The organism is Methylobacterium aquaticum, assembly GCF_016804325.1.
Taxonomy (GTDB): domain Bacteria; phylum Pseudomonadota; class Alphaproteobacteria; order Rhizobiales; family Beijerinckiaceae; genus Methylobacterium; species Methylobacterium aquaticum_C.
The window spans coordinates 43884-69255 of the sequence record NZ_CP043628.1; the positions used below are offsets into that span (position 1 = coordinate 43884).

General features: G+C 63.3%; 17 protein-coding genes. 9 read left to right on the forward strand and 8 right to left on the reverse strand.

Annotation, left to right across the window (positions count from 1 at the left end):
- Nucleotides 1-13 precede the first annotated feature (13 nt).
- The 7 genes from F1D61_RS32570 to F1D61_RS32600 form a co-directional block, all read right to left on the reverse strand.
- A complete protein-coding gene (locus tag F1D61_RS32570) occupies nt 14-1753 on the reverse strand; it encodes an efflux RND transporter periplasmic adaptor subunit (RefSeq protein WP_203159474.1) in 1740 nt (579 codons plus the stop codon).
- An 89-nt stretch (nt 1754-1842) separates the two neighbouring features.
- Nucleotides 1843-2310 carry a hypothetical protein gene (locus tag F1D61_RS32575; RefSeq protein WP_203159475.1) on the reverse strand — a complete coding sequence of 156 codons (468 nt, stop codon included), beginning with the start codon at nt 2308-2310 and terminating at the stop codon, nt 1843-1845.
- 92 nt (nt 2311-2402) lie between these two features.
- On the reverse strand, nt 2403-2615 hold the full coding sequence (locus F1D61_RS32580) for a heavy-metal-associated domain-containing protein (protein WP_203159477.1): 213 nt from the start codon (nt 2613-2615) through the stop codon (nt 2403-2405).
- Nucleotides 2616-3447: 832 nt separating this feature from the next.
- Entirely contained in the window at nt 3448-3813 is a 366-nt protein-coding gene (locus F1D61_RS32585) for a hypothetical protein (protein WP_203159479.1), read from the reverse strand.
- Between the two features lie 58 nt (nt 3814-3871).
- Nucleotides 3872-7012, reverse strand: a complete 3141-nt coding sequence (locus F1D61_RS32590) for an efflux RND transporter permease subunit (protein WP_203159480.1) — start codon at nt 7010-7012, stop codon at nt 3872-3874.
- Between the two features lie 13 nt (nt 7013-7025).
- Nucleotides 7026-8702, reverse strand: coding sequence for an efflux RND transporter periplasmic adaptor subunit (locus tag F1D61_RS32595; RefSeq protein WP_203159499.1), 1677 nt, complete (start codon nt 8700-8702; stop codon nt 7026-7028).
- Between the two features lie 636 nt (nt 8703-9338).
- On the reverse strand, nt 9339-11474 hold the full coding sequence (locus F1D61_RS32600) for a heavy metal translocating P-type ATPase (RefSeq protein ID WP_246776047.1): 2136 nt from the start codon (nt 11472-11474) through the stop codon (nt 9339-9341).
- 64 nt (nt 11475-11538) lie between these two features.
- Here F1D61_RS32600 and F1D61_RS32605 point away from each other — a divergent pair, with 64 nt between their 5' ends.
- The 3 genes from F1D61_RS32605 (at nt 11539) to F1D61_RS32615 (ending at nt 14123) form a co-directional block, all read left to right on the forward strand.
- On the forward strand, nt 11539-11961 hold the full coding sequence (locus F1D61_RS32605) for a MerR family transcriptional regulator (RefSeq protein ID WP_203159481.1): 423 nt from the start codon (nt 11539-11541) through the stop codon (nt 11959-11961).
- A 108-nt stretch (nt 11962-12069) separates the two neighbouring features.
- Nucleotides 12070-12795: a response regulator transcription factor gene (locus F1D61_RS32610; protein ID WP_203159483.1), complete on the forward strand. Its 726-nt coding sequence runs from the start codon at nt 12070-12072 to the stop codon at nt 12793-12795.
- Nucleotides 12792-14123, forward strand: a complete 1332-nt coding sequence (locus tag F1D61_RS32615; protein WP_203159484.1) for an ATP-binding protein — start codon at nt 12792-12794, stop codon at nt 14121-14123. Before F1D61_RS32610 ends, F1D61_RS32615 begins: the two co-directional genes overlap by 4 nt.
- Before the next feature lie 1584 nt (nt 14124-15707).
- On the opposite strand, the gene F1D61_RS32620 is transcribed toward F1D61_RS32615, so the two are convergent.
- Nucleotides 15708-15929: a hypothetical protein gene (locus F1D61_RS32620; protein WP_203159486.1), complete on the reverse strand. Its 222-nt coding sequence runs from the start codon at nt 15927-15929 to the stop codon at nt 15708-15710.
- Nucleotides 15930-16608: 679 nt separating this feature from the next.
- Between F1D61_RS32620 and F1D61_RS32625 the strand changes: the two genes are divergently transcribed.
- The 6 genes from F1D61_RS32625 (at nt 16609) to F1D61_RS32650 (ending at nt 24777) form a co-directional block, all read left to right on the forward strand.
- On the forward strand, nt 16609-16863 hold the full coding sequence (locus F1D61_RS32625) for a hypothetical protein (protein ID WP_203159487.1): 255 nt from the start codon (nt 16609-16611) through the stop codon (nt 16861-16863).
- Nucleotides 16864-17647: 784 nt separating this feature from the next.
- Nucleotides 17648-19009, forward strand: coding sequence for an efflux RND transporter periplasmic adaptor subunit (locus F1D61_RS32630; RefSeq protein ID WP_203159489.1), 1362 nt, complete (start codon nt 17648-17650; stop codon nt 19007-19009).
- 11 nt (nt 19010-19020) lie between these two features.
- Nucleotides 19021-22269, forward strand: coding sequence for an efflux RND transporter permease subunit (locus tag F1D61_RS32635; protein ID WP_203159491.1), 3249 nt, complete (start codon nt 19021-19023; stop codon nt 22267-22269).
- A gap of 34 nt (nt 22270-22303) precedes the next feature.
- Nucleotides 22304-22837 carry a threonyl-trna synthetase gene (locus F1D61_RS32640; protein ID WP_203159492.1) on the forward strand — a complete coding sequence of 178 codons (534 nt, stop codon included), beginning with the start codon at nt 22304-22306 and terminating at the stop codon, nt 22835-22837.
- Between the two features lie 47 nt (nt 22838-22884).
- On the forward strand, nt 22885-23802 hold the full coding sequence (locus tag F1D61_RS32645) for a cation diffusion facilitator family transporter (protein ID WP_203159494.1): 918 nt from the start codon (nt 22885-22887) through the stop codon (nt 23800-23802).
- 489 nt (nt 23803-24291) lie between these two features.
- On the forward strand, nt 24292-24777 hold the full coding sequence (locus F1D61_RS32650; RefSeq protein WP_246776048.1) for a hypothetical protein: 486 nt from the start codon (nt 24292-24294) through the stop codon (nt 24775-24777).
- Nucleotides 24778-25372: the final 595 nt, after the last annotated feature.

Genomic DNA, 25372 nt, shown 5'->3' on the forward strand with positions numbered 1-25372 from the left:
CGGGGCTGCCTCCTCAGCGGACCTGGTCGAGGAGCTCGGCGCCCTGGGTCACGACCCGCTTACCGGGCCCAACTCCCTCGGCGATCAGCACGCGCCCGCCGTCGAGCGGCTCGACCCGGACAGGCCGCGCCTCGAAGCGCTCTGCGGTGGTGTGCTCGTAGACGACGTCCTGGCCGTTGCCGGTGCGCACGATGGCCGAGCGCGGCAGCGCGAGGCCGGACTGCTCGGCGTCCGTGCCGGCCAGCACGGTAACAAACTGGCCGACCCGCAGACCGGAGGCGCCACCCTGGATCGCGAACTGGACCGGAATGGCCTGGTTGCGGTCGGCGAGCCCGGTGCCCTGGTAGGCCAGCTTTAGGGTGCGCCCGTCGGCCAACCGGGCCGTGGCGTTCTGCGCCGCAGTCAGGGCGTCGAAGCTCAGCGCCTCGACCCAGAGGCGGTTGGGATCGACGATCTGGAAAACCATGGCGCCAGGCGCCGCCATCTGGCCCGCCACCGCGGTCGCCTGTGCCACCACGCCGTCGACAGGAGCTACCAGCGTCTCGGGCTGCTGCCGGGCCTTATCGAGGGCCGACCGGCGGTCGTGCAGGCCGGCCAATTCGGCCTGAGCATCGTCTAGCTGTGTCTGAGCCACCGCACCGGTGGTAGCAAGCTTGCGGTAGCGCTCGACTCGGCGTTCGACGATGGCGATCTGCTGGTCGAGCTCGCCTTGGCGCTGGCGCATGTCGGAGACGTCGATAGCCTGGACCGGCGGTGCCACGCTGGCAAGTACATCCCCCTTCCGGACCTTGGTCCCCAGGCGCGGGAACAGGCCGGAGGGCGGCGGTGAGAGGCGGCCACCGACAGAGGACTGCACGACGCCACTGGCGTTCGGGTCCGGAATGATGCGGCCCGGCAACTCGACCGAGCGGTGGAAGCTGCCCTGCTCGGTCATCGTGGTGCGCAGCACGAGCAGCCGCTGCGTGGGCTTGGGCACGAACACGGAGCCGTCGGGCAGGCGCTGGGCGAGGTCAGAGGTTGCTGGTGCGGATGGGCGCGGCTCGATCAGGGCCGCCCCCTGCACGGAGGCGCCGTGATCCTCGTCGCCGTGCGCGAAGGCGGCGGTGCCGAGGACGAGGGTGATGCCGATGGCCAGCAGCGCCACGGCGGGGGCGCTGCGGCGACCACGCACCGCTGCCGTCACGAGCATGCCGAGCAGGAACGCCACGGCGACCGAAGCCACCAGCGTCGGGTCTCTCTGCCCGAGGCGCTCCCGTACCCCATGGGCGACCTCGGAGACGCGTGCCATCACGGCCTGCGTGGGGGCAGCAGGAGCCGGTGCAGCAGTCGGGGAACCCTTCGGATCGGGCACGGTGACCGCGACGGTGAGCACGTCGACGGCGCCGCCGGCCGTGACGGTCGCGACGAGCTCGTGGCGGCCGGGCTTCGACAGCCAGGGCACCGGCAGGGCATAGCCGCCTTCCTGCGTGGCCATGGCGGTCCGGGGGCCTTCGGGTGTCTCGACCTCGACGGCGGCACCCGGAACCGGCTCGTTCGTCCGGAAGTGGTCGAGGTAGAGCATCAGGATGCCACCGCGCGGGATGGCGACGAGTTCGAAGGCGTCGGACAGGGCCTCGCCACGTGGGGCAATGGTCGTGGAGACGGACGGCAGAGCCACGCCATGGTCGTGCCCGCCATGGGCATGAGCAGGCCCCACCAGGACGGCGGCAAGCAGCGCCACCGCGCCCAGGGCGGCGGCAAATCGGGTCGGCATGAACAGAAATCCTCGCGTCGGGGAGGCCGGACGCACGCCGCCGTTCGCGGACGCAATCCGGGTGTCGCGCGCCTCAGGCGCGCCTCATCTCACGCGAGGGTTCGTGGGGGTTTGGGCAGGGCCTCGGGACCGGTGCCGGCGCGACCCGAGACGTCGTGCGGGATCAGCGTGACGGGCCGGAACAGGGACGGCGACAGGGTGGAGGGACCGGACAGGATGCCGGTGGCGCAGCAGGCCATCGGCCCGCAGCAGCGGGTCTTGCAGGGCCCAGGGCAGCAGCCGCCGTCCTGGTCCGCCTGGATGCGAGCGGGCTCGACGAAAGCGACCGGGAACGCGACCTTGAACCGGGGCGGCGCCTCGGCCCGAACCGCCGGCTTGGCGGGCACCGTCTCCGCGGCATTGGCTGTCGCTGGGACAGCCTTGGGCTGCGTCGCGGTCACGTGGTGACCGTGGTGCGCGTGCCCCTCGTGGGCCTGGACGGCGGACGGCGCGACGTAGGCGATGATCGCTAGGATCATCGCCGCCATCAGGCGCACGATTTGCCGGTCGAGGCTCATGGGGTCTGGCTTACACCGTTTTTGGTGGCGGGACTATGTCTGCCGTTGAGACGTGAATGCCCGCGAACAGGTTTGGTTTCCGCCGCAGCTTTTCAAGCGGCAGCGCGGATCGGTTCCGCTGGGAAGCTGGCGGCGATGATGGCTTGGGCGATGCGGTCGGCCGGGCCGGAGGTTCCCGACACCGTGACGAGCTTAGCTTCCAGATCCACCTCGACCTGGGCGTTTGGCGCGACGCCGAGGACGGCGCGGGTGACAGACTTGGCGCAGCCGCCGCAGCCCATCTTGTCGACCTTGTAGCGGAACATGACGCTCTCCCGTTTGGCGTCCTACCCATATGAAGCTTCCCATAATGGGAAGGTCAAGAGTGATCCTGTCGGACGGTAGGCTCAGGCCGGCTCGCTACCCCGGTAGCGTGCGAAGACGCTTCGGTCCGAACAGGGTGATCTCATAGTGTAGCGCTCCATGCCTCCGGCATCCATTCCGGCTGACCCGACCGGCTCTTTTTTGTGAAGGCCGCTGCGGCATTAGTCGCGCTGCGGGTGAACGGGCAGCGTCTGCTGCTTCGATAAGGCCAGGCGGCCTGACAAGTTGCTCCGTCACCATGCACTTACGATGAAAATAAACTATGAGGCAAAAAATACGCGTAGACGTACTAATTTATATTATTACACAATTTGTATTATGGCAATCAATGGCATCCCTCCCACCGAGGTGGAAGGGATCTATTATGATCACGCCGGCAGCTGATCTCTGATCGCCTCTTGAAGGCAACAAGTCTTGGAGAAATCCGGGGTAGTTCTGGGGATTAGAATTCTTTTCATCTGGCCGGAATTGTGCGGCATGCGATCATCCGAGGCGGTTTTGCACCCTTATGGTAAGTCATCGTCCGAACTATGATTGCTAGGATCGTCCGACATGCAAACCCTCCCGTTGCAGACTACAAACACGCGATCGGGGGATCGTCCTAGGCAGTCTACATCGTAAATGATCATGGTGCCCTGATGCTGCGTCACTGTAGTCTTCACGGGTATGCAGCGCGCATCCTGCAACGCACGCTTGAGCTGGTGATGGTCGGCCTGTGCAGGCAATAAAGACGCGCTGCCTGCGAGCCCAATGCCAACCGCGGCTGCAAGAACGCTACTTGGTTTCAAAGCGGGCCTGCACGTTGTGACCGTGGATCTTGCTCGATAGGACGACTTTGCTCCCAGTAGGGAGCGACAATGCAGTCGTACCAATGAGTTTGTTGGGGGCGACAGATGTCAGGGTGATTGTTTCCGTCTTGCCGCCGGCCTGAACAAAGGCACGGGCGCTCAGGCCCTTAGTGTCGACTGGTTTGCCGTCCTCGCCAACCACGAAGAACGCGATGTCTTTATCTTTGCTGACGAATTCGATCGGATGTCCGTCAGCAACAGTCGTTTGTCCACCGTTCGGCCCTGTCGCCTGTGCCAGGGCAGGACCGATGAACGACGCGGTTAACAATGCTGCGAAAGTGGTAATGCGCATCAGATCATTTCCTCCAGGAAAACGGACTAAAAAAGTCCAGGGAACACTGAATGGGGGCTTAGAACGCTTCGACAGGAGGCGTCCCGGCGCTGTCGACCCGGGCCGGAGCGGCCTGATGCGCAGCGCGCAGCCGCTCCAACGGCCTGCCGCCGAAGGTCAGGAACAGGACCGGCGTCAGTACCGTATCGAGCAAGGTGGCACTGATCAGCCCACCGAAGATCGTCACCGCGACAGGATGCAGGATCTCCTTGCCCGGTGCGTCGGCACCGTAAAGCAGTGGTACGAGGGCGACGCCGGCCGACAGCGCAGTCATCAGGACCGGTGTAAGTCGCTCCAGGCTGCCGCGGACGACCAACTCGCGCCCGAACGGCAGCCCATCGTGCAGGGCTAGGTTCAGGTAGTGACTGATCTTTAGGATGCCGTTGCGAGTGGCGATGCCGGTCAGCGTGATGAACCCGATCATCGACGCCACGCTAAGAGGCTGGCCAGTGACCCAAAGTGCAGCAACCGAGCCGATCAGCGCCAGCGGAATGCTGCCGAGGATGATAAGCGTGAAAACCGCGGATCGGTAGCGGCTGTAGAGGATCGCGTAGATCATCGCGAGTGACAGCAGCGAGAGCAAGCCGATAGTGCGGCTGGCTTCCGCTTGGGCCTGGAACGATCCCTCGAGGCTCGCCGTGTAGCCCTCCGGCCATGCTGTCGCCGCGACCTGCTCCTGGATCGCCGCAACGACCTTGGCCATGTCGGTCTGACCATCGGTGTTGGCAAATACCGCGATCCGCCGGCGGGCGTTCTCGCGCAGGATCTGATTGGGCCCATCGGTCTCGCGAATATCCGCGATCTGCCTGGCCGGCACCCAGCCGGATGGGGTTTCGATCAGCAGATCACTCAGCCGCTGCGTCGTGCGCATGCTGTCGGGCAGACGCATGACCACATCGAAGCGCCGGTAACCGTCGACCACGCGTGAGACTACGTTGCCGTTCGACAATCTGCTCAATTGCTCAACGAACGCGGCCGGTTGCACGCCGTACAGAGCCGCACGGCCGTAGTCGACACGGATCTCGAGTTGCGGGATCAGAACCTGCTTCTCGACCTGTAGGTCGGCGATCCCTGGGATCCCGGCCAAGCGTCGGCGCAGGTCTTCAGCGAGCCGGCGCAGGGTATCGAGATCCTCGCCGAAGATCTTGAGGGCGATCTCGGCGCGCACGCCGGACAGCATGTGGTCGAGGCGGTGCGAGATCGGTTGACCGACGTTCACGCTCACAGGCAACACGGCGAGGCGATCGCGGATATCGGCGATCAACTCGATCTTTGGGCGAGCATCGGGCTTGAGCGCTATCTCCAGATCGGAGGAGTGGACACCCTCGGCATGCTCGTCGAGCTCGGCGCGGCCGGTTCGCCGCCCTACCGACTTTACACCCGGCATCTCCAGCAGCAGGTTCTCGGCGATCAGCCCGACCCGGTTGCTCTCGGAGAGCGAGATCCCCGGGTTGAACGTCATGTTGACCGTAAACGAGCCCTCGTTGAACGGCGGCAGGAACGCCCGCGGCAGGAAGGTCGCAGCGATCCCGGCAGTGAACACCGCCACCGCGGCCAGCGTCATTACTGGGCCAGGATGGCGGAAGGCACCTCGCAGCAGCGCCCGGTTCGCGCGCTTAAGCCCGCGCACTAGGCCGCTCTCGTGCTCCTCAAGCCGCTTGAGACCCGGCAACAGGTAGTAGGCCATCACCGGTGTCAGGGTGATCGAGACCAGAAGACTAGCCAGGATTGAGATGATGTAGGCCTGCCCAAGAGGCGCGAAGAGGCGCCCCTCGATGCCGGACAAGGCGAACAGCGGCACGAACACCAGCACGATGACCATCGTGGCATAAACGATACCCGAGCGCACCTCCTGCGAGGCGGACACGACCACATCGAACACCGAACGCGGGTTGCCTTGCTCGCGGTTCTCGCGCAGACGTCGGAAGATATTTTCGACATCGACCACGGCATCATCGACCAGCTCACCGATAGCGATAGCCAAGCCGCCCAAGGTCATCGTGTTGATTGATAGTCCGAGTTGGTAGAAGACGATCGCGGTGACCAGGATAGAGACCGGGATTGCGGTCAGCGAGATCACCGTGGTGCGCACGTTAAGCAGAAATGCGAACAGCACGACGGCTACCACTAGGACGGCCTCGAGCAGAACCTTCTCAACATTGCTGATCGAGGTCTCGATAAAGTCAGACTGACGGAAGATCAAACGCTCGGCCTGCACGCCCTTGGGCAGGCTTGAGGCCATTTCGGCCAGCGCAGCCTGAACCGTCTTGGTCAGACGGACAGTGTCGACACCGGGTTGTTTCTCAACGGAGACGATTACCGCCGGCTTGCCCATGAAACCTGCGTCGCCGCGTTTGGTTCGAGCGGCGAATGCGACGTCGGCTACCTGTCGTAGGAACACTGGGCGACCGCCCACTGTCGCCACGACCATGTTGCGCAAGTCGTCCAGGCTGGTAGTCCGACCGATATTGCGTATCAAGTACTCGCGGGCATGCTGGTCGGTGAACCCGCCGCCGGTGTTGGTGCCGAACTGGGCGAGCGCCCGCTCGACCTGCTCGTAGGTCACACCCAGAGCGCGCAGGGCAGCCGGCTGGGGTGCCACGCGGAACTGGCGTACTTCGCCCCCCATGGGAATGACCTGGGCGACGCCCGGGATCGTCAGCAGGCGCGGCCTGATCGTGAAGTCGGCGAGTTCACGCAGCTGCATCGGCGAGACTGCATCGCCGGTCACCGCCACCATCATGATCTGTCCCATGATCGAGGAGATCGGACCAATCATCGGCGCGACGTTGAGCGGCAGCTGAGGCCGCACCATCGCCAGTCGTTCTGAGACCTGCTGACGATTACGGTAGATGTCGGTACCCCAGTCGAACTCGACGTAGGTCACCGACAAGCCGACGCCGGAGACAGAGCGCACCCGGCTCACGCCGGGCAGCCCGTTCATCTGGGTCTCGATCGGGAAGGTGACGAGTTGCTCGACCTCCTGGGGCGCAAGCCCCTCGGCTTCGGTCATGATGGTGACGGTCGGCCGGTTGAGGTCGGGAAAGACGTCGACCGGCAGTTTGGTGACGGTGAAAGCGCCGTAGGCGACCAGCACGGCAGCGATCGCGAGAACCAGCAGGCGGTTCTGCAGCGAGCGGGAGACCAGGAAGGTGAACATGCGATCCAGCTCCTCAGCGCACTTGGTTGAGGAGTTCGGCGCCCTGCGTCACTACCCGTTGCCCGGCGGCGAGGCCCGACAGCACCAGCACGCGGTCGGCGTCGAGTGGCTCGACGCGGACCTCCCGCGGCTCGAAGTGCTCGGGCTTAGTGTGCTCGTAGACGATGCTCTGGCCGTTGGCGCCGCGAACCACACTGGCGCGCGGAAGCGCCAGACCATGCTGAGGTGTGGTGGTGCTGGCCAGTACGGTGACGAACTGACCGGTGCGCAAGTCAGTGGTGGCGTCCACCACGGCAAACTGCACCGGCACCGCTTGGTTGCGATCAGCGAGGCCCGCACCCCGATAGACCAGAGTCATCGTGCGACCGTCTGCGAGCCTTGCCGAGGCAGTCTGCCCAGCCGATAGGGCGTCGAAGCTTAGTGCCTCGACCCACAGCCGCCGCGGGTCTACGATCATGAAGACTTGGGCGCCGGGACCCGCCATCTGGCCGGCGACGGCGTTGACCTCGGCGACCACGCCGCCGACTGGAGCAATTAGAGCTTCGGATTGCTGGCGGACCCGATCCAGGGCCGCGCGGCGGTCGCTCAGACCCTTCAGCTCGGCTTGAGCCTCATCCAGCTGTACTACCGAAACCGCCCCCGACGTCACAAGTTTGCTGTAGCGCTCGACGCGACGTTGCACGATCGCGATCTGCTGCTCGAGTTCGCCTTGGCGCTGGCGCATGTCGGAGACATCGACAGCCTGCACGGGCGGGGTCACGTAAGCGAGGACGTCGCCTTCCTTAACGGGCATTCCCAAACGCGGGAAACCGCCAGGAGGAGGCGATAGGCGACCACCGACCGACGACTGGACGACGCCACTGGCATTCGGATCGGGGATCACCCGACCGGGCAGCTCGATGGTGCGCGGCATCGTGGCAGTGGTGGTGATTGTAGTGCGGACCGACAGGATCCGCTGGGTCGGCTTGGGCACGAACACGCCGCCATCCGGTCGGCGCTGGGCCAGGTCGCGGCTGCTGGACGTCACCAGAGCGGCGTGCTCGCCGCCGCGGTTGTTGCCGTCCTGTGCGAAGGCGGAAGAGGCAAAAACCAGCCCAGCAGTGAGAGCCAGAACGGCGAAGGCTGGCAGGAGCCGGCGGCGATGAACCAGCAGTACGACCAGGCCGCCAAGGACGAAGCCGCCGCCGCCGATCAGCAGGGCGACCGGATCGCGCTGAACCAAGTGCTGGCGAACGTCGTGAACGACCGCCAAGGTTGTCGCCCAGGCGGCCGCGGCTCGGGCTGGTTCGGCCGTTGGCGCATGAATGTCGAGCGTGACAGGGAACATGTCGGATACGCCGTCGGCATCGATCGTGAACAGCACCTCGTACTCGCCGGGATTACTGCTCCACGTTGCATCGAGGCGGTAGCTCCCATCCGGCTGCTGCGTGGCCTCTACTTTGCCGGCAGGGGTGTCCGCCTGGATGGTGGCAGTCGTGACGGGCTCGTTGGTGTTGGCGCGGTCGAGATAAACCGTCAGGGTACCATTGCGAGCGACCGCGACCAGCTCGAAGTTCTCCGAACCAGAGCTGCCGCGAGGTGCTGGCGGCGAAGCCACCGAAGCTTCGCTGCCGTGATCGTGGCCCGCATGAGCCATGGCGCTGCCGGCCCATAGGCTCAACGCCAGGGCCGCGGCAAACAACGTACGCATGTCTATGAACAGTCCTTCGCCGTGGTGACCTGCTAGCCGTCTCAACGACGGCCTTATCGGGCGCGCGAACGCGCGCGGATCACGCGAAGGTTCGTGGGGGCGGGGTAGCGCCTCTAGAAGGGCGTCCAGATGGCCCGGGTCCGTGGGCCGAAAAACCAGGGACGTGAGCTTTGACATGCGCATCGGCAAACCATCCGATGCCGCCAGCGCCATGGAGCAGGCACAACTGCAACTGGCGCTGCCAAGGTGAGCACCTTGGTCACCGTGCGCCGCCTCCCCAGAAGCGAGCGTCGACATCTCGACCGCACTCGAGATCGGCCCGTCCAGGTCTGCAGGCTGAGTGTGCGGCGCCGACGTCATGAAACCGGTCGCGATCAGCACGATCGCCACCAGAACATGCAGAAGGGGCCGCATCCGGGTCATGACCTTACCGTACCACGTTCGAAGGCGTTGGAAATAGCTTGAATTTGGCAAACGCCCATTCGAAAGGCGCGGCTCCGACGTCGACAGCACCGACCGGCTTTGCCGCCGTGGGCTCGATCAGGCACCCCTGGCGGTCTAGCCAGGGCGTCGTTCACCAATGTGCTCAGCCTCGCGCGAAACGAGGACGGAGCCTTACGGGCGGGGCTCGCCGAGTCAGTCCTGTGTTTGCAGGAGACGCAGGGCGTTCGCCGTCACCAACACGGTCGCTCCTGTGTCGGCCAAAATCGCGGGCCACAAGCCCGTGATGCCGGCGATCGTCGTGATGAGGAACACCAGCTTCAAGCCAAGAGCGATCGCGATGTTAGCACGGATGTTGGCGAGCGTCCGGCGTGAGAGCGAGACCATGCGGGCTACGTCCGCAACCCGCCCGTGCAAGATGGCGGCATCGGCCGTCTCCAGCGCGACGTCGGTGCCGCCGCCCATCGCGATGCCGACGTCCGCGGCCGCGAGCGCCGGAGCATCGTTGATGCCGTCACCGACCTTCGCCACGATGGCGCCCGCGGCTTGACGCTCTCGAACGATGCGCTGCTTGTCCTCCGGCAGCAACTCGGCCCACGCCTTGATGCCGAGGACCTTGGCGACAGCCTGAGCCGTGCGGGCGTTATCGCCGGTCAGCATGACTGCCCTGGCTCCAAACTCGGCCAAGCGGTCGATCCCTGATCGAGCATCCGACCGAAGCTCATCTCGCATCGCGAGGAGGCCACCTGGGGCGCCGTTCACGAGGAGCACGGCCACCGTCTTGCCCTCACCTTGGAGGGCAGAGATCCGTACCTCCGCCTCCGGCGGGAAGGCTGTACGCGCAGCGGCTTCCCGCGGGGAGCCTAGGAACAGATCAGCCCCGCCGACCCGCCCGGCGACGCCCCTGCCGCCGAGTGCGCTCGCCTCCGCAGCCGGCGGCACCGGAGCGCCGGCTTCGGCGGCCTTGGCCAGCACGGCCCTCGCCAGCGGGTGCGAAGAGCCGCTCTCCAGCGCTGCGGCGAGCGAGAGCACGTCCCGCTCGGACCGGCCGTAGGGTACGACATCAGTGACGACTGGCCTGCCTTCGGTGAGCGTCCCCGTCTTGTCGAAGGCGACCATCGTCACCGCGGCCAACCGCTCCAAGACCGCGCCGCCCTTGATGAGCAGGCCCCGGCGCGCTCCGGCCGATAGACCGGCCGCGATGGCCGCCGGTGTCGAGATGACCAACGCGCAGGGGCAGCCGATCAGCAGGATGGCCAGCCCCTTATAGACCCACTCGCTCCACGAGGCACCGAGAAGGAGCGGCGGTACTGCGGCAACGAGCGCTGCCACCGCGACCACGCCCGGAGTATAGACCCTGGCGAACCGGTCAATCATACGCTCGCTCGGAGCTTTCGCCTCCTGGGCCTCCTCCACCAACCGCACTACCCGCGCGATGGTGTTGTCTCGTGCCGTCGAGACCACTCGCACCCGTAACGCGCCCTCCCCGTTGATGGTGCCGGCGAACACCGCCTCGCCTGGAAACTTGCGATTGGGTACGCTCTCGCCGGTGATCGGAGCCTCGTCGACGGTGCTCTCACCCTCTATGACGGTCCCGTCCGCGGGCAGTCGGTCGCCGGGCCTGACCAGCACGATCGCCCCAACCCGGAGGGTATCCGCGGGCACCTGTTCGGTCGTGCCGCCGAGCTCCAGCAGGGCCATATCCGGCACAAGGCTCTTGAGCCCGCGGATGCTTGCCCTGGCGCGGCCGGCGGCCACTCCCTCCAGCATCTCGCCGACCAAGAAGAGCAGCACCACGGTTGCTGCCTCCTCAGTGGCACCCAGGACGACGGCACCGACAGCGGCGACCGTCATCAATCCCTCTATGGAGAAGGGTGAACCGTTCCGGGCGGCGAAGAAGGCGCGCCGGGCAATCGGTACCAGCCCAACCGACATGGCAGCGAGGAAGGCCCAGCGCTCCGTTGCGGGTGCGATTTGCCCGAGAGCGTAGGCGGCGGCCGTGGCCGTCACGCAAATCAGGGTCAATACGGCCTTCGGTCTTTGCCACCAGACAGTCTCTGCGATCTCGCTGTCCGGTTCGCATGAGGCATCCGGGTCCTCCGCGCCGTAGCCGAGGGTGCGGATGGCAGCCGCGATCGCCGTCGCATTGATAGTGGGCCCGTGTCGCACCGCGATCGTTTCCGTCGCGACCGACACGTTGACATGCGCGACATCGGGCAGGCGCCGCACGGCTGTCTCGACCTTCGCGGCGCACGATGCGCAATCCATACCCGTCACGCGGAGGCGTGTGACGGGAGCTTCGGACCGGCTCAGGGTATCTGCGTCGCTCACGACTGTCCCTTCCATCTCTCTTGGAGGACCCCTAAATCCTCTAGTCGCTGGAGGAGCAAGTGCCTTGAAAACCTTCGCCATTGGGGAACTGTCGCGGCAGGCGGCTGTGAAGGTGCCCACCATCCGGTTCTACGAGGAACGCGGGCTCCTGCCGCGTGCGGCTCGGACAGAAGGCAACCGGCGGACCTACAATCCTGCTGATGTGCGGCGGTTGCGCTTCATCCGGCACGCGCGCGAACTCGGCTTCGAGATCGAGGATATCCGGGCGCTGCTCGATCTCGCCGAGCAGCCGGACCGTCCGTGCGGCGAAGTCGATGCGATCGCTCGGCGCCATCTCACCGACATCGACGACCGGCTCGCGCGTCTAAACGGCCTGCGGGCAGAGATCCACACCATGCTCGAGCAATGTGCACAGGGCCATGTACGCGAATGCCGGATCATCGAGGTCCTAGCCGATCACAGGGAGTGCCTGCACGAGCACCATTGACCGCGCAGGCCTCACCTCAATCGCCCTTGCTCCTCCAGTCGCTGGAGGAAGTAGAGGCTCCGTATGGGCGCTTCGATTGCCCGATGCGGTTCAAGGGGGCGTGGCACGATGCTAAGCACCGACGTGGCCCATGTACTCCTCGTCGAGGATGACGATGGGATGCGAGCTCTCATCACCCGTATCGTTCGGGAAGGCGGCTACCGGGTCACGGGTTGCCGGAGCGGTGCCGAGATGTGGCCGCTCCTGTCAGAGACGCTGGTCGACTTCGTGCTGCTCGACGTGATGCTTCCTGGCGCCTCGGGGTTCGACCTGCTCAGGGCGCTCCGTGCAAAAAGCTCCGTGCCGGTCATTATGTTGAGCGCACGCAACGAGGAAGCAGACAGGGTGCTCGGACTGGAGCTTGGTGCGGATGATTACATAGCCAAGCCATTTGGGCGCCCTGAACTTCTTGCCCGGATCCGGGCTGTTCTGCGTCGTGCTTCGATCGCGTCGCTGCCCGTCGCCGCGGCACGGCCGGACTTGCTTACCTTCGCCAAATGGCGCCTCGACTTGCGCAGCCGCACCCTCGTCGATCCGGAAGGAGCTGTCGTCGATCTGTCCGGTGCCGAATACGACCTGCTCATGGTGTTTCTGGAGCATCCCGGGCGCGTGCTGGCCCGGGAGCAACTCCTCGAGATGAGCCGCGGGCGCGTCGCCTCGCCGTCCGATCGGAGCATCGACACGCTGGTGAGCCGCCTGAGGCGCAAGCTTGAACCGCCCGCGGGCATGGCACCACTCATCAAGACGGTGCGTGGCACCGGTTATATCCTCACTGCCAAGGTGGAGCGAGCATGAGGGAACTCATCGGCCTGGCTCGCAGCCTTGAGGGACGAACCGTCACTGTCCTGCTGCTGGCAGTTCTGGTGGTCCATGGCGGAGCTCTCGCGCTCTATCGTCGCTCTGCCGTCGTCGCTGCGGACGAGGCGTTCGCGAGCGAAGTCGCCAAGCAACTGGTTCTGGCGCGCGAGGCCATCTTGCGGCGCCCGGCCGAGGCACGTCGGATCGAGGCCAAGGCGCTCTCATCTGCCCATTTCGAGATCGGCTGGGAACAGGCTGAGGCGACCGGCACCGGGCAAACCGATTTCACCCTCAGGCCCCTGCGAGACCGCGTCCTCGCCCTTGAACCGGTTCTCGGCCCGACGCTCTCCCTCGCTCTCGAAATGCCGGACGAGCCTCTGCACCAGCAGGATTTGCGAGGAGCGCTGGCATTGGCGGATGGAAGCGTGCTGACGTTTCGCTCGGCCCACTCGCCTAGCAGCCTTCAGTTGGGGCGCTGGGTGGTCCTGTCGACAGTCATGGCCATCCTCGTTGGCCTTGCTGCCGTCGTCCTGATGCATCGGATCGCCGGACCGTTACGCGAACTCGCCAGGGCGACTGCCCGGATCGGTCATGGATCGATCATCGCGGTCCCGGAAATCGGCCCCGACGAGACCCGCGAAATCGGCCGCGCACTCACCGCGATGCAGGAGCGGATCCATCGGTTGGTGAACGAGCGGACCCACGCCCTTGCGGCCCTCTCCCACGATCTGCGCACGCCGATCGCCCGGCTTCGCCTGCGCCTCGACCGTGCCGAGGACGCCTGGGAGCGCCGTGCCATGGCGACCGACCTCGACGAGATGCGGGAGATGATCGACGCTACCCTGTCCTACCTGCGTGGAGAGGCTGATCCGGAGACGAGGCAGGTCACCAACGTGGCAAGCGTTCTGATGGGCATCGCCGACGCGTCGTCGGATGCAGGCCGAGACGTCGTGTATCAAGGGCGGGGCCGCGCGCTCGCAACGGTACGGCCCGTCGCCTTCCGGCGGGCGATAGAGAACCTCGTCGACAACGGGGTGCGCTACGGCTCGCGGGCACGGATCGGTTTGAGGATCGCAGCGGCCACCCTGATCGTGTGGGTCGACGACGATGGTCCTGGCATCCCGTCCGGGGACGTTGCTCGCGCCTTCGAGCCCTTCACTCGGCTGGAGGGCTCGCGCAATCGCAACACGGGTGGAACAGGACTTGGGCTGACCATCGCGAAGCGCGCCATCGAGGCCGAGGATGGCACGCTCGACCTAGCGAATCGGCCCGAAGGGGGGCTGCGGGCCGAGATCCGCCTGCCCCGGGTCGGTCCCAGCGGCTGACACAATTTGTCACGAAGGCGGTGACTGGGAGACAAAGGGCTCGGTACATCACGGTCGGACGCGGTCACTGCCGCACCGAAGCTGGAGACGGACCGATGAACCGCATACTGGCCGCGGCGCTCTTCTCAGGAGGGCTGACCGCGGCTGACCCGCTCCAGCACCATGCTGGGGCGGGCTTCGACAGTATTAGTCCCACGGGAGCATGGGTATTAATTTTTTTGAAGCGTTCAACCATAAATTTAATAAATAATATTATAATTTAAAAATAATTATGTTTTATTTTTTGTTTTAGTGATGTCCGCCTAGGCACAACATATGTGTATGGCATTGGTTTGAATGAACCAACCGATAGTGAGGAAATCCTCCGTTCCTAGCTCTATGATAACATTCATGATCGGAGTGAACACAGCCCAAGCTGTCCCAATCAGCATGCTGGGCCATCCGTAGAGTTGAAACCGGTTCCGATGACCGACCATATATCGGGGTTTGGTCTGCAAGTACAGGTGAGGTTGAGATAAAGAACAATGCGCATGCAAATTTCGAGATGCGTTTCATAACCTATCTCCGTTGCTAGTTGGGCGGACGTCAGATTATTATAATTCTGTCGATTAACTGAAGCTTGCGTTTGACGCATATTGGCGGCAGAATTCAAATAAGCAGGTGCGAGCGGCTTCCCTCCTCGGTGTGAAGGCAAACACAATTAGATCACCTTTTTTGAGCCTTGCCAATATGAGGGTAGCGAAGCGCCATCTCTCCATCTTTAGACAGGCGATCCTATCGCCGCCATGAATTGGATCGAGGCTCTTCCCTGGCCTACTCTCTGCTGCGGTTATCAAGATTTTCTGGCAAGCTGATTGGCTAATTGTTGTTGCTCATAGATAAAACATTCTAGATAGGATGAAAGTCGCTAATATTGTGTACGCAATTATTAGAACAAACTTTATGTAAGATAGGCAGATGTCGCATTGCGTCATTGAGTCTCTTCGGTAGATCTGGATAAATTTACGTGGATCGCGCGGCGATGATCATGCCGGAATTTAGGAGATCGAGATCCGCTCTTTCGTAGCGTCGGCGCTTGACGAGCTTGAGTTGGTGATCTGAAATTCAGACTGGCCGCTACTCTAAAGCTATGTCGGATTAGCCCTGACTGCAGCAATGTCCCCATTCAGTCCTGAGTTTGACCGCGTCAGACCGGACACGGGCAAGCTGCTTTTGAGTGCGGATGAACTCGCAAGGCGAGCGCATGCCGAGCCCTTAATGGGGATGGTGTTCGTTGTAGTCGATTATCTAGTGACCCAGGCGCACGAGCACGGTGTCGGCGTCGGGGCTAGGCTGCACGCGGGCATAGTCCCGCTTGAGCGAAAGCGGAAGCCACTCCATGCATGGTTCGCGCTGCGGTCGCTGGCACTCACCCTCACCTCACGGGTCACGGCACTTACGGCTTGGTTGTTGCTTTCGCTGACAGTATCGGATCGTTTTGGTGCCATTGAGCGTTCCTGCAGAGAGTCCACGATGGAATGCGCGATGAAAGTCTTGTCAGCCTTGCTGGTAGCCACAACGTTTGCTGTCGCTCCTGGCGTTGCCCTAGCGCAGCATATCGATGTGGGACCCGGTGGCGTGTCCGTTCATGGTGGCGGCCATGGTGACCGGCACGGCGGTCATGGTGGCGGCTATGGCGAGCGTCATGGTGGCGGCCATGGCGAGCGTCATGGTGGCGGCCATGGCGAGCGTCATGGTGGCGGCCATGGCGAGCGTCATGGTGGCGGCCATGGTGAACGTCATGGTGGCGGCCATGGTGAACGTCATGGCCATTAACCGATGCGTGTCAAACAATGCCCGCCAATGCTGAAAGCTGGGTGGTGTCGGAATTGGGATTGCTCCGTTTATGAAGTTATTGCCCGCTTTGCGTGGATGGCGATGGATTGACTCGGGCCGATGGTGGCCCGATCTGCGCTTCCTACTGTGAAAGGCGTGGACATATCCTTCGCCATCCCCGAGTACCCAGTCTCCGTTTCATCGATCGTCGAACGAAATGAGGATCACCCCGTCATCTCTGGGCTGCTGGGCGCAGCCAGTGGTCGGTGTCAAGATTGTAGGCGTGCAAGCCAGTCCGTATATGGCTGCTACTCCCTCCATTCGACTGACCTAAGGATCGAAGCGGCCCAACTGATCGTGTAGGTCGACGGCGATGGTCCGGGTATTCCGTCCGGAGACGTTGCTCGCGCCTTCGAGCCCTTCATCCGGTTGGACGGCTCGCGCAATCGCAACTCAGGCTGACAATCGCGAAGCGCACTATCGGGGCCGAGGAGGGTATGCTCCACCTAGCCAATAAACCCGAGGGCGATCTGCGGGCCGAGATACGCCTGCCCGGGTCGGCCCCAGCCGCTGACACACTTTGTCACGAAGGCGACGATCGGGAGACAAAGGGCTCGGATATATCACCGTTGGACGCGGCCACTGCCGCACCGAAGCTGGAGACGGACCGATGAACCGCATACAGGCTGCCGTGCTCGTCTCAGGAGGGCTGACTGCGGCCATCGCGCCTGCTTTTGCCTTAGACGGGCACGGCAACGCGTCGAACCCGGAACGTGCGGTCCCGAACACCGGCTCCGTCTCGGGTGGGCCAGCTCACCGTGACGACCCACGGATCCGCGAGGCGCAGGAGAAGAGCCCCGACGGCAAGCCGGCGCACTCCGAGAAGGACGGTCACAACCACGGGCACAGCCACGGCAAGAATTGACGCGATGGCGTGAGGCCGCTCCGATACGGGAAACGCCGACATGCGGATGCTGCCTTTGCTGATCGCTTTCACACTCCTCGCCGCGGGCATCAGCTACGCGCTCGCGACCGAGCCGCTGCATGTCCGTGGCCCATTCGTCACGGTGCAATTTCCCCCATCTCACGCACCGTGATCGGCCCGCTCCAGCACCATGCTGGGGCGGGCTTCGATTGCATTGAGATCTTGTCGTGTGTGGCATGGTGGACACGGGCTTGTGAGCGGAGGCGTCGATCGCACATAAGGAGCGCAATGTTCTCGGCACGACGCCATAGGGTTTTCGAGATGACGACGGGCTGGTGGGCAACCACGGCCCGCATGCTCGCGCTCGTTCTGGTGCTGGCCGTCAGCTTGCCGGTAACCGGCCTCGCCGAGGATATAGACTTCCACGGCGGCCATACCCGGGCCGAACTCACCGCCTCCCTCGACGCTGCTTCGCATGGACTAGGCGCCAAGGATCCCGGCCTGATCGGGCATCTGCACTGTGACTGTCACGTGCTCGCAATCCTAGATGCCGTGGCGCCTGCGCCGGTTTTGGAACTGGCTCGCCCACGCTATAGCCGTGTGAGCGAGGTCGCGTCCTCCCGAGCTCCGGGCCGCCTGCGCAAACCACCACGAGCCTGACGAGACAGCCCGCCAGCGCCCGTCCACACCCGGTTCAAACGGTCCGGGAGTTACTACTGTACACCACCAGACGGGATCGACGGGGACGCATGATCGTCTCTAGATCCCTGCCGAGCAGGCAATTATGCGCATTCTCCTGATCGCGGTCCTCGTGGCCACCGGCGTCTTCGTAGGGGCAGCCGTTCCCGCCGTGTCCGGCTTCATTCAAGGCATTCTTGCCTCAGCTGGCCTCGCTCCATCCAGGCTCTCCGCGTCGGTCGCTGCCCCGACTGCGTCGACGACGTTCCCCTCGGCTGGACCGACGCAAGGCAGCGGTGACGGCCATAACCACGGCAAGCCTGAGACGAAGGGTGACGGCCACGCCCACGGCGAGCACGCCCATTCCGAGGCCGAGGGCGAAGAGGGTCACATCAAGATGACCACCGAGCAGATCGAGAACCAGGACATCAAGGTAGCCAAGGTCGAAGGCGGAGCGATCTCCCGGCACATCCTCGTGCCCGGCACGATCACGCCCGATACCGATCGGATCGCCCGCGTCCCGGCCCGGGTCGTCGGTACTGTGGCCGAGATGCGCAAGCGCCTCGGCGATGTCGTGCAGAAGGGGGAGGTCGTCGCGATCCTCGACAGTCGCGAAGTGGCAGACGCCAAGAGCGAATATCTCACCGCATCGGTCAAGGCTGACCTGGAGAAGACCAACTTCGATCGCCAAGCTGCGCTCTGGGACAAGCGCATCTCGGCCGAGTCCGCCTACCTCAACGCCAAGGCTGTGTATGCCGAGGCGGCGCTGCGGCAGGACCTCGCTCGCCAGAAGCTGTCGGCGCTCGGGCTCAATGCGGCGGAAGTCGCTAAGCTCGCCAAGCAGGACGAGACGACCCCGAACACGTCCACCTTGCGTCAGTACGAACTACGCGCGCCGTTGAGCGGGCGGGTCGTCGAGCGCAAGGTTGACGTCGGCACCACGGTGGGTGGCCAAGGTGATCCCTCCGACCTCTACACCGTGGCCGATCTTTCGACCGTCTGGATCGAACTTTCAGTGTCGACCTCCGACCTCGCCAAGGTCCGGGAAGGCGCGTCCGTCACCGTGACGCCGGGCAGAGAGGGCGGTGAGCGTAAGGAGCAGGGCAAGGTCATTTTCGTCAGTCCCCTTCTCAACGCCGAGACTCGCTCGGCTCGCGTCATCGTCGCACTACCGAACAGGGATATGGGCTGGCGGCCCGGCACCTATGTCAATGCCGAGCTCGAGGTGTCGCGGGACAAGGTGCCCGTTCGCGTACCCAAGTCGGCGCTGCAGACGATTGAGGGCAGACGCGTCGTCTTCGTGCGCACGGACGAGGGTTTCGAGAAGCGCGAAGTCGAACTCGGCCGGTCCGACGATGATGCGGTGGAGGTCGCCTCCGGGCTGAAGCCGGGCGAGGAGATCGCGATCGCTAACTCCTTCCTCCTCAAGGCTGAGCTCGGCAAGAGCGAAGCCGATCACGATCATTGAGGAGAATGGACATGATCAGCCGCATCCTCGACTTCTCGGTCCACCAGCGCTGGCTCGTCCTGCTCATGTCATTGCTCGCCGCCGGCTTTGGCGGCTACGCGGTGACGAAGCTGCCCATCGATGCGGTGCCGGACATCACCAACAATCAGGTCCAGATCAACACGGTCGCGCCCTCGCTCTCGCCGGTCGACATCGAGAAGCAGGTTACCTACCCAGTCGAGACCGCATTGGCCGGCATCAAGGGGCTCGAGTACACCCGCTCGCTCTCACGCAACGGCTTCTCCCAGGTGACAGCCGTCTTCGCCGAAAAGCTCGACATCTACTTCGCTCGCCAGCAGGTAGCCGAGCGGCTTGCGCAGGTGAAGCAGGATCTGCCGCCCGGGGCGGAACCCAGCATGGGCCCGATCTCGACCGGGCTCGGCGAGATCTACATGTGGACGGTCCATTATGCCAAGCCCGTCGAGCGTAAGATCTCGGAAGCCGGCAGGCCCGGCTGGCAGCCGGACGGCAGCTATCTGACGCCGGAGGGGCAGCGGCTGCGCACCGCGCTGGAGCAGACTGCCTACCTGCGTACCGTTCAGGACTGGATCATCCGGCCCCAGATCAAGACAGTGCCCGGGGTTGCCGGCATCGATGGCATCGGCGGCTTCGAGAAACAGTACCACGTCCAGCCCGACCCGACGAGGCTCGCTGCCCTCGACTTATCCTTCAGTGATGTCGCGCGGGCACTTGAGACCAATAACGCCAACCAGGGCGCCCGCTACCTGGAGGACAATGGCGAGGGCTACGTCGTGCGCGCCGCCGGCCGCCTCGAGAGCATGGAGGAAATCGCGGAGGTTGTGGTTGCGACGCGAGGCGGCGTGCCGATCCGGATCCGCGACATCGCCGAAGTGCGTATCGGGCGCGACCTGCGCACGGGCTCTGGCAGCGAGAACGGGCAGGAGGTCGTTGTCGGCACTGCCCTGATGCTGATCGGCGAGAACAGCCGTACTGTCGCAGCCGCGGTCGACGCCCGGATGAACCAGATCCGCCAGTCGCTGCCTCCCGGAGTCGAGGTTCAGACGGTGCTCGACCGCACTCGCCTCGTCGAGGCGACCGTAAAGACGGTCGTGAAGAACCTATCCGAAGGCGCGGCCCTCGTTATCATCATCCTCTTCCTGCTGCTCGGGAACATCCGAGCGGCCATCATCACCGCGTTGGTCATCCCGGTTGCCATGCTGATGACCTTGACCGGCATGGTCGAAGCGAAGATTTCAGCCAATCTGATGAGTCTCGGCGCCCTCGACTTCGGCCTGATCGTCGATGGAGCCGTCATTATCACTGAGAACGCCCTGCGGCACCTCGCCGAGCGGCAGCACGAACTGGGGCGGACCCTTGATACCGAGGAGCGTCTGCAGACGGTGCGAGCCTCGGCCGAGGAGATGATCAAGCCTTCGCTCTACGGGCAGGCCATCATCATCCTGGTCTACGTGCCTCTCCTCACTTTCACCGGCGTCGAAGGCAAGATGTTCGAGCCAATGGCGCTCACCGTTATCATCGCCCTCGCCTCGGCCTTCATCCTGTCTTTGACCTTCGTGCCAGCGCTGATCGCCATTGCGATTACCGGCAAGGTCACTGAGAAGGACAATTTCATCATCCGGGCGCTCAAGGCGGTCTACCGGCCTGTGCTCGACGGGGCGGTACGCGCTCCCTTGGCGTTCATTGGGGGAGCGCTGTTGCTCCTCGTCGCGGCCGGCATGCTGTTCACTCGGCTCGGCACGGAGTTTATCCCGCAACTCGACGAGAAGAGCATCGCGCTCAATGCGACTCGCATTCCCTCGACCTCGCTGACTCAATCGCAGGCGATGCAGCTCAAGGTTGAGCAGGCGATCGCGAAGTTTCCGCAGGTGGCCTATGTCTTCTCGAAGACCGGTACGGCGGAGGTCGCATCCGACCCGATGCCGCCGAACTCCTCGGACACTTTCGTCATCCTCAAGCCGCAGGACGACTGGCCGGACCCGTCGCAAAGCAAGGCCGAGCTGCAGGAGCAGATCGAGGCTGCGGTCGGCAAGCTCGCCGGCAACGTCTACGAGTTCTCCCAGCCGATCCAGCTTCGGTTCAACGAACTTCTAGCCGGCACCCGCGGCGACCTCGCCGTGAAGGTGTTTGGCGAGGAGTTCGAGCCGATGCTGAAAGTGGCCAACCAAGTCGCCGGGGTGTTGCGGGGCATTACGGGCGCCGAGGACGTGAAGGTCGAGCAGACGGCAGGCCTGCCGTTCCTAGAGATCAAGATCGACAAGGCTGAGGCCGCCCGCTACGGCCTGAGCACTGGGGCGATCCAGGAGGTCATCGGCGCGGCGATCGGCGGGCGAGACGCTGGTATCGTCTTCGAGGGCGATCGGCGTTTTCCCATCGTGGTGCGTCTCACCGACAAGGTGCGCGAGGACCGCGAGGCACTGGAAAACATCCCGGTGCCGCTGCCGCCGGGCGCGAACGGCAGGGCGTCATCCGTTCTGCTGAAGCAGGTGGCACGCTTCTCCGTCACCGAGGGGCCAAACCAGATCTCGCGCGAGAACGGCAAGCGGCGCGTCGTGGTGACCGCGAACGTGCGCGGTCGCGACATCGGCTCGCTCGTGGCTGAGGCCCAGTCCAAGGTCGGTAGCCAGGTCCAACTGCCGCCGGGGTACTACGTGACCTGGGGCGGACAGTTCGAAAATCTCGCCTCTGCCAAGCAGCGCCTCGTGATCGTGGTGCCGGTCTGCTTCTTCCTGATTTTCCTATTACTCTATTCGGCCCTGGGTTCTCCGCGGGACGCGCTCCTGGTGTTCAGCGCCGTGCCACTCGCATTGACTGGCGGCATCTTCGCCCTGTGGCTGCGCGGTATGCCGGTCTCAGTACCGGCAGCTGTCGGGTTCATCGCATTGTCGGGTGTAGCAGTGCTCAACGGCCTCGTGATGCTGACCTTCATCAAGCAGCTCGTCGCCGAGGGGCGCCCGAAACGTGAGGCCATTCTCGAGGGTGCCATGACCCGGCTGCGGCCGGTGGCGATGACTGCGCTCGTAGCGTCCCTCGGCTTCGTGCCGATGGCCATAGCAACGGAGACCGGCGCGGAGATCCAGCGGCCTCTGGCGACCGTCGTCATAGGTGGCCTGATCAGTGCAACTCTGCTCACGCTTATCGTGTTGCCAGCGCTCTACGCCCGCTTTGGCAAGGTGACACTCGCGAAGGCGGCCGAGCGCCCGACCGAACCGGTGCCGCGACGCCTCAAGGCAGCGGAGTAGGAGCATGAGCGGTCGATGTGCCAGATGGCTCGGGATGATCGCAGTTGCCGCACGCCTGCACATTGCAGGCGCCGATGCGGCTGAAGCACCTGTGGCCGAGGCACCGTTCGGCTTCGCTTGGGGGCCAACCACCAAGGTGCCGCGCCCAAGCAACATCGAACGCGAGGCGAACCTGACTGCGCTGTTCTACCCCCGCGGTTGGGATCCAGCCACCGGACCTGCAACGTCCGAGGTGATCTTGGTGGTCTGCCGGGACGAAGGTCTTCAGCAGGTAGTCTGGGTCGGGCTGCCGATGGCCGGCGCAACCCTTGAGAGGACACGTCAGGCCATTCATGCCGAAGGTGTTCGTCGATATGGGGAGTCCGGCTCGGGGGCGACTTCCGACTCGGAGGTCTGGCCTGGCGGCCGCGCGCTTCTGGCAAGCCGAGAGGTTGCGGGCGGTCACCGCGAACTCGTCATGACATCCTTCGGTCCTGATTACGCGGCCTGCTCCAAGACCCATCGTACCGAGACCGGGCACCCCGCCGGTACGCACATGGCTGATTTAATCGGCACCGACAGTCCCTGAAATATCTGGCTGTATCGGCCGTCATCACAAGGGGGTCAAAGGCGATTATGGGACACGGACACGCGCACGGCGCCAGCATTCCATCGGGCTCGGCTGCAGCGAGGAACAGGGCGCGCCTCTCCTGGGCGCTGGCCCTGACCCTAAGCTACATGTTGGCTGAGGTCATTGGCGGCCTGCTCACCGGCAGTCTCGCGCTGCTGGCCGATGCCGCACACATGGTGACCGACGCCGGCGGTCTCGCCCTGTCGCTGCTTGCCATCCATTACGCGAGCAAGGCGCCGACGTCGGGCAAAAGCTTCGGCTACCTACGCTTCGAGATTTTAGCGGCGCTCGCCAATGCCGTGGTGCTGCTCGGGGTGACAGCCTACATCCTCTACGAGGCTTATCGTCGCTTCGTGGAGCCCAACGAGATCCTTGGCTGGCCGATGATGCTGGTGGCGTTCGTCGGCCTCGGCGTAAACCTCGCCAGCATGAAACTGCTGGCGGGTGGCTCATCCGAGAGCCTCAACGTGAAGGGGGCCTACTTCGAGGTCTTCTCTGACATGCTGGGCTCGATTGGTGTCATCGTCGCGGCGCTTGTGGTAATGGGGACTGGTTGGCGCTGGGTCGATCCGGTTGTCGGAGCGGTTATTGGCCTGTTCATCGTCCCACGGACATGGCGGCTTCTCAGCGAAGCGTTGCACATCCTTTTGGAGGGAACGCCCCCAGGCCTCGACCTTGCCGTCCTTAAGACCCAAATTGAGACAATGCCGAACGTGATCCGGGCCTATGACTTGCATGCTTGGACATTGACGTCAGGCTTCAATGCCATGACGTGTCACGTCGTCGTGAACGATGTAACATCCGGTCCTAATTTGGTTCGGTCAATTCGTTCTATTATGAAGGTGCGATATAACATTGATCACGTCACCGTTCAGATTGAAGATGAGCAACTTGCATCAGAAGCCTCAGTGTTGCCGGTCTAAATTCCATGTCTGGCAAGAAGCTAGGGCGTCAGCATTACCCGACACAACATGCCCCCAAAGGACGTCGGCGTGTCCGACGTCATATATTAGAAAATGCAAATAGGAAATTTTCGACCATAATAGCGGGTATGATATTTTTACTGATGACATTGTTCCTATTTTTAAGTATTAACAACTTCCATCAATCGTAAATTGTAAAGATGAGATTTTATTTGATATGCAAATTTATTGCCTTGCATACGCTCACTGACAGTATGATAAAATAAATATTTACGACTAAAATAATTGATGTGGTTCTCCCCATTTCTACGACAGCGAATTGCCGACTTTCTTGTCAAAAGCGAGTTTGCCATTTTCGCCAATGATGTTGTTTCCGCTATGGGGCAGTTATCTTGTATGGCTTTGGATCTCACTACATCCGAACTCGAGAGATGAACGGGAGCGCCGGCTTAGTTCTGCCAACTACGATCCCTCCAGACAAATGACTATTTGACGCCCACTCTTTCCGATCGCCAACACGTCGAACTCGCAATTCCAGCCTACCTTCTCTACGCGCTGACCGCTGGAGCGGGTGTGTTCGTCCCAAGCGACCCCGATCACGCGGTAAGGGCCGAAGCCGACGTCGCAGCGTTGCGCACCGACCTGCATTTCGCCTGCCTCGAACTGCTCGACGATTTGATCCCGAGAAAGAAGCACGCCCTCCTGCGCCGGATCGAGCTCATCGGTAAGGGCGTGATCGCAAACTGGGGTGAGCGACCGGCGCTGACCGTCATGTTGGCGCTTTGGTATTTCCTCAAGGACCTGACCGACCGCGAGGTATTGATCCTCTGGGAGGGCTCAGCGATGGAGCGCGCGACGAGCAAGCTCCTGCCTATGTTCGAGCACGGCTTCGACGAACAAAAGCGCGACACCGCGGCCCAGGAACAATTTCGTCAGCTTCTCGCTCACCTGCAGGATGAGAGGTTGTACTGCTAAAGACCGAAGCAATCCATCTTGCGAACTAAGCGCTGTAAGCACATAAGTATGGAATAAGATAGATGTTGAATATCTAATAGACGAACATCAATATTAATTGTTGAGCTTGTAATAAATTGCGGAGCCAGTCAGAAACCAATGAGAAACCGAACTGGGAACGAATACTCCCGGACGATGGAAGCCGGCGCGCCGGGCCCCGGCTGCGGTGACGGTCTCATCGCGCGCCGTCCCTCTTGTCGAGGTCCAGCATCATGCCGTCAAACAGCCGCGACGCATTCTCGCCCGTGCCCAGTCGCTTTCGGTTCTTGTCCGATCTCAGGCAGATGGGGCGCCATCTCTTTATCTCTCGCCAGAAGAACGTCAGTGATGTCAACGATGAAGTTGATCCAGCTGCCGACGTTAGTATCCCTTCTACGCCCTCCTTGTTCCTGCTGAGCGATCCGCCATGGCGTCGGGTGGCAGACGCAGGCGCCGGTAATTTTCGACACTTCGGCCCTGCCACCCTGGCCCCCATCGCGGCTGTTACGGGGCCCGGAAAGTTCGAGGTGCCGGATGAGGATCTCGTGATCCGGTCCGCCAATCTCGCAGATAAGTC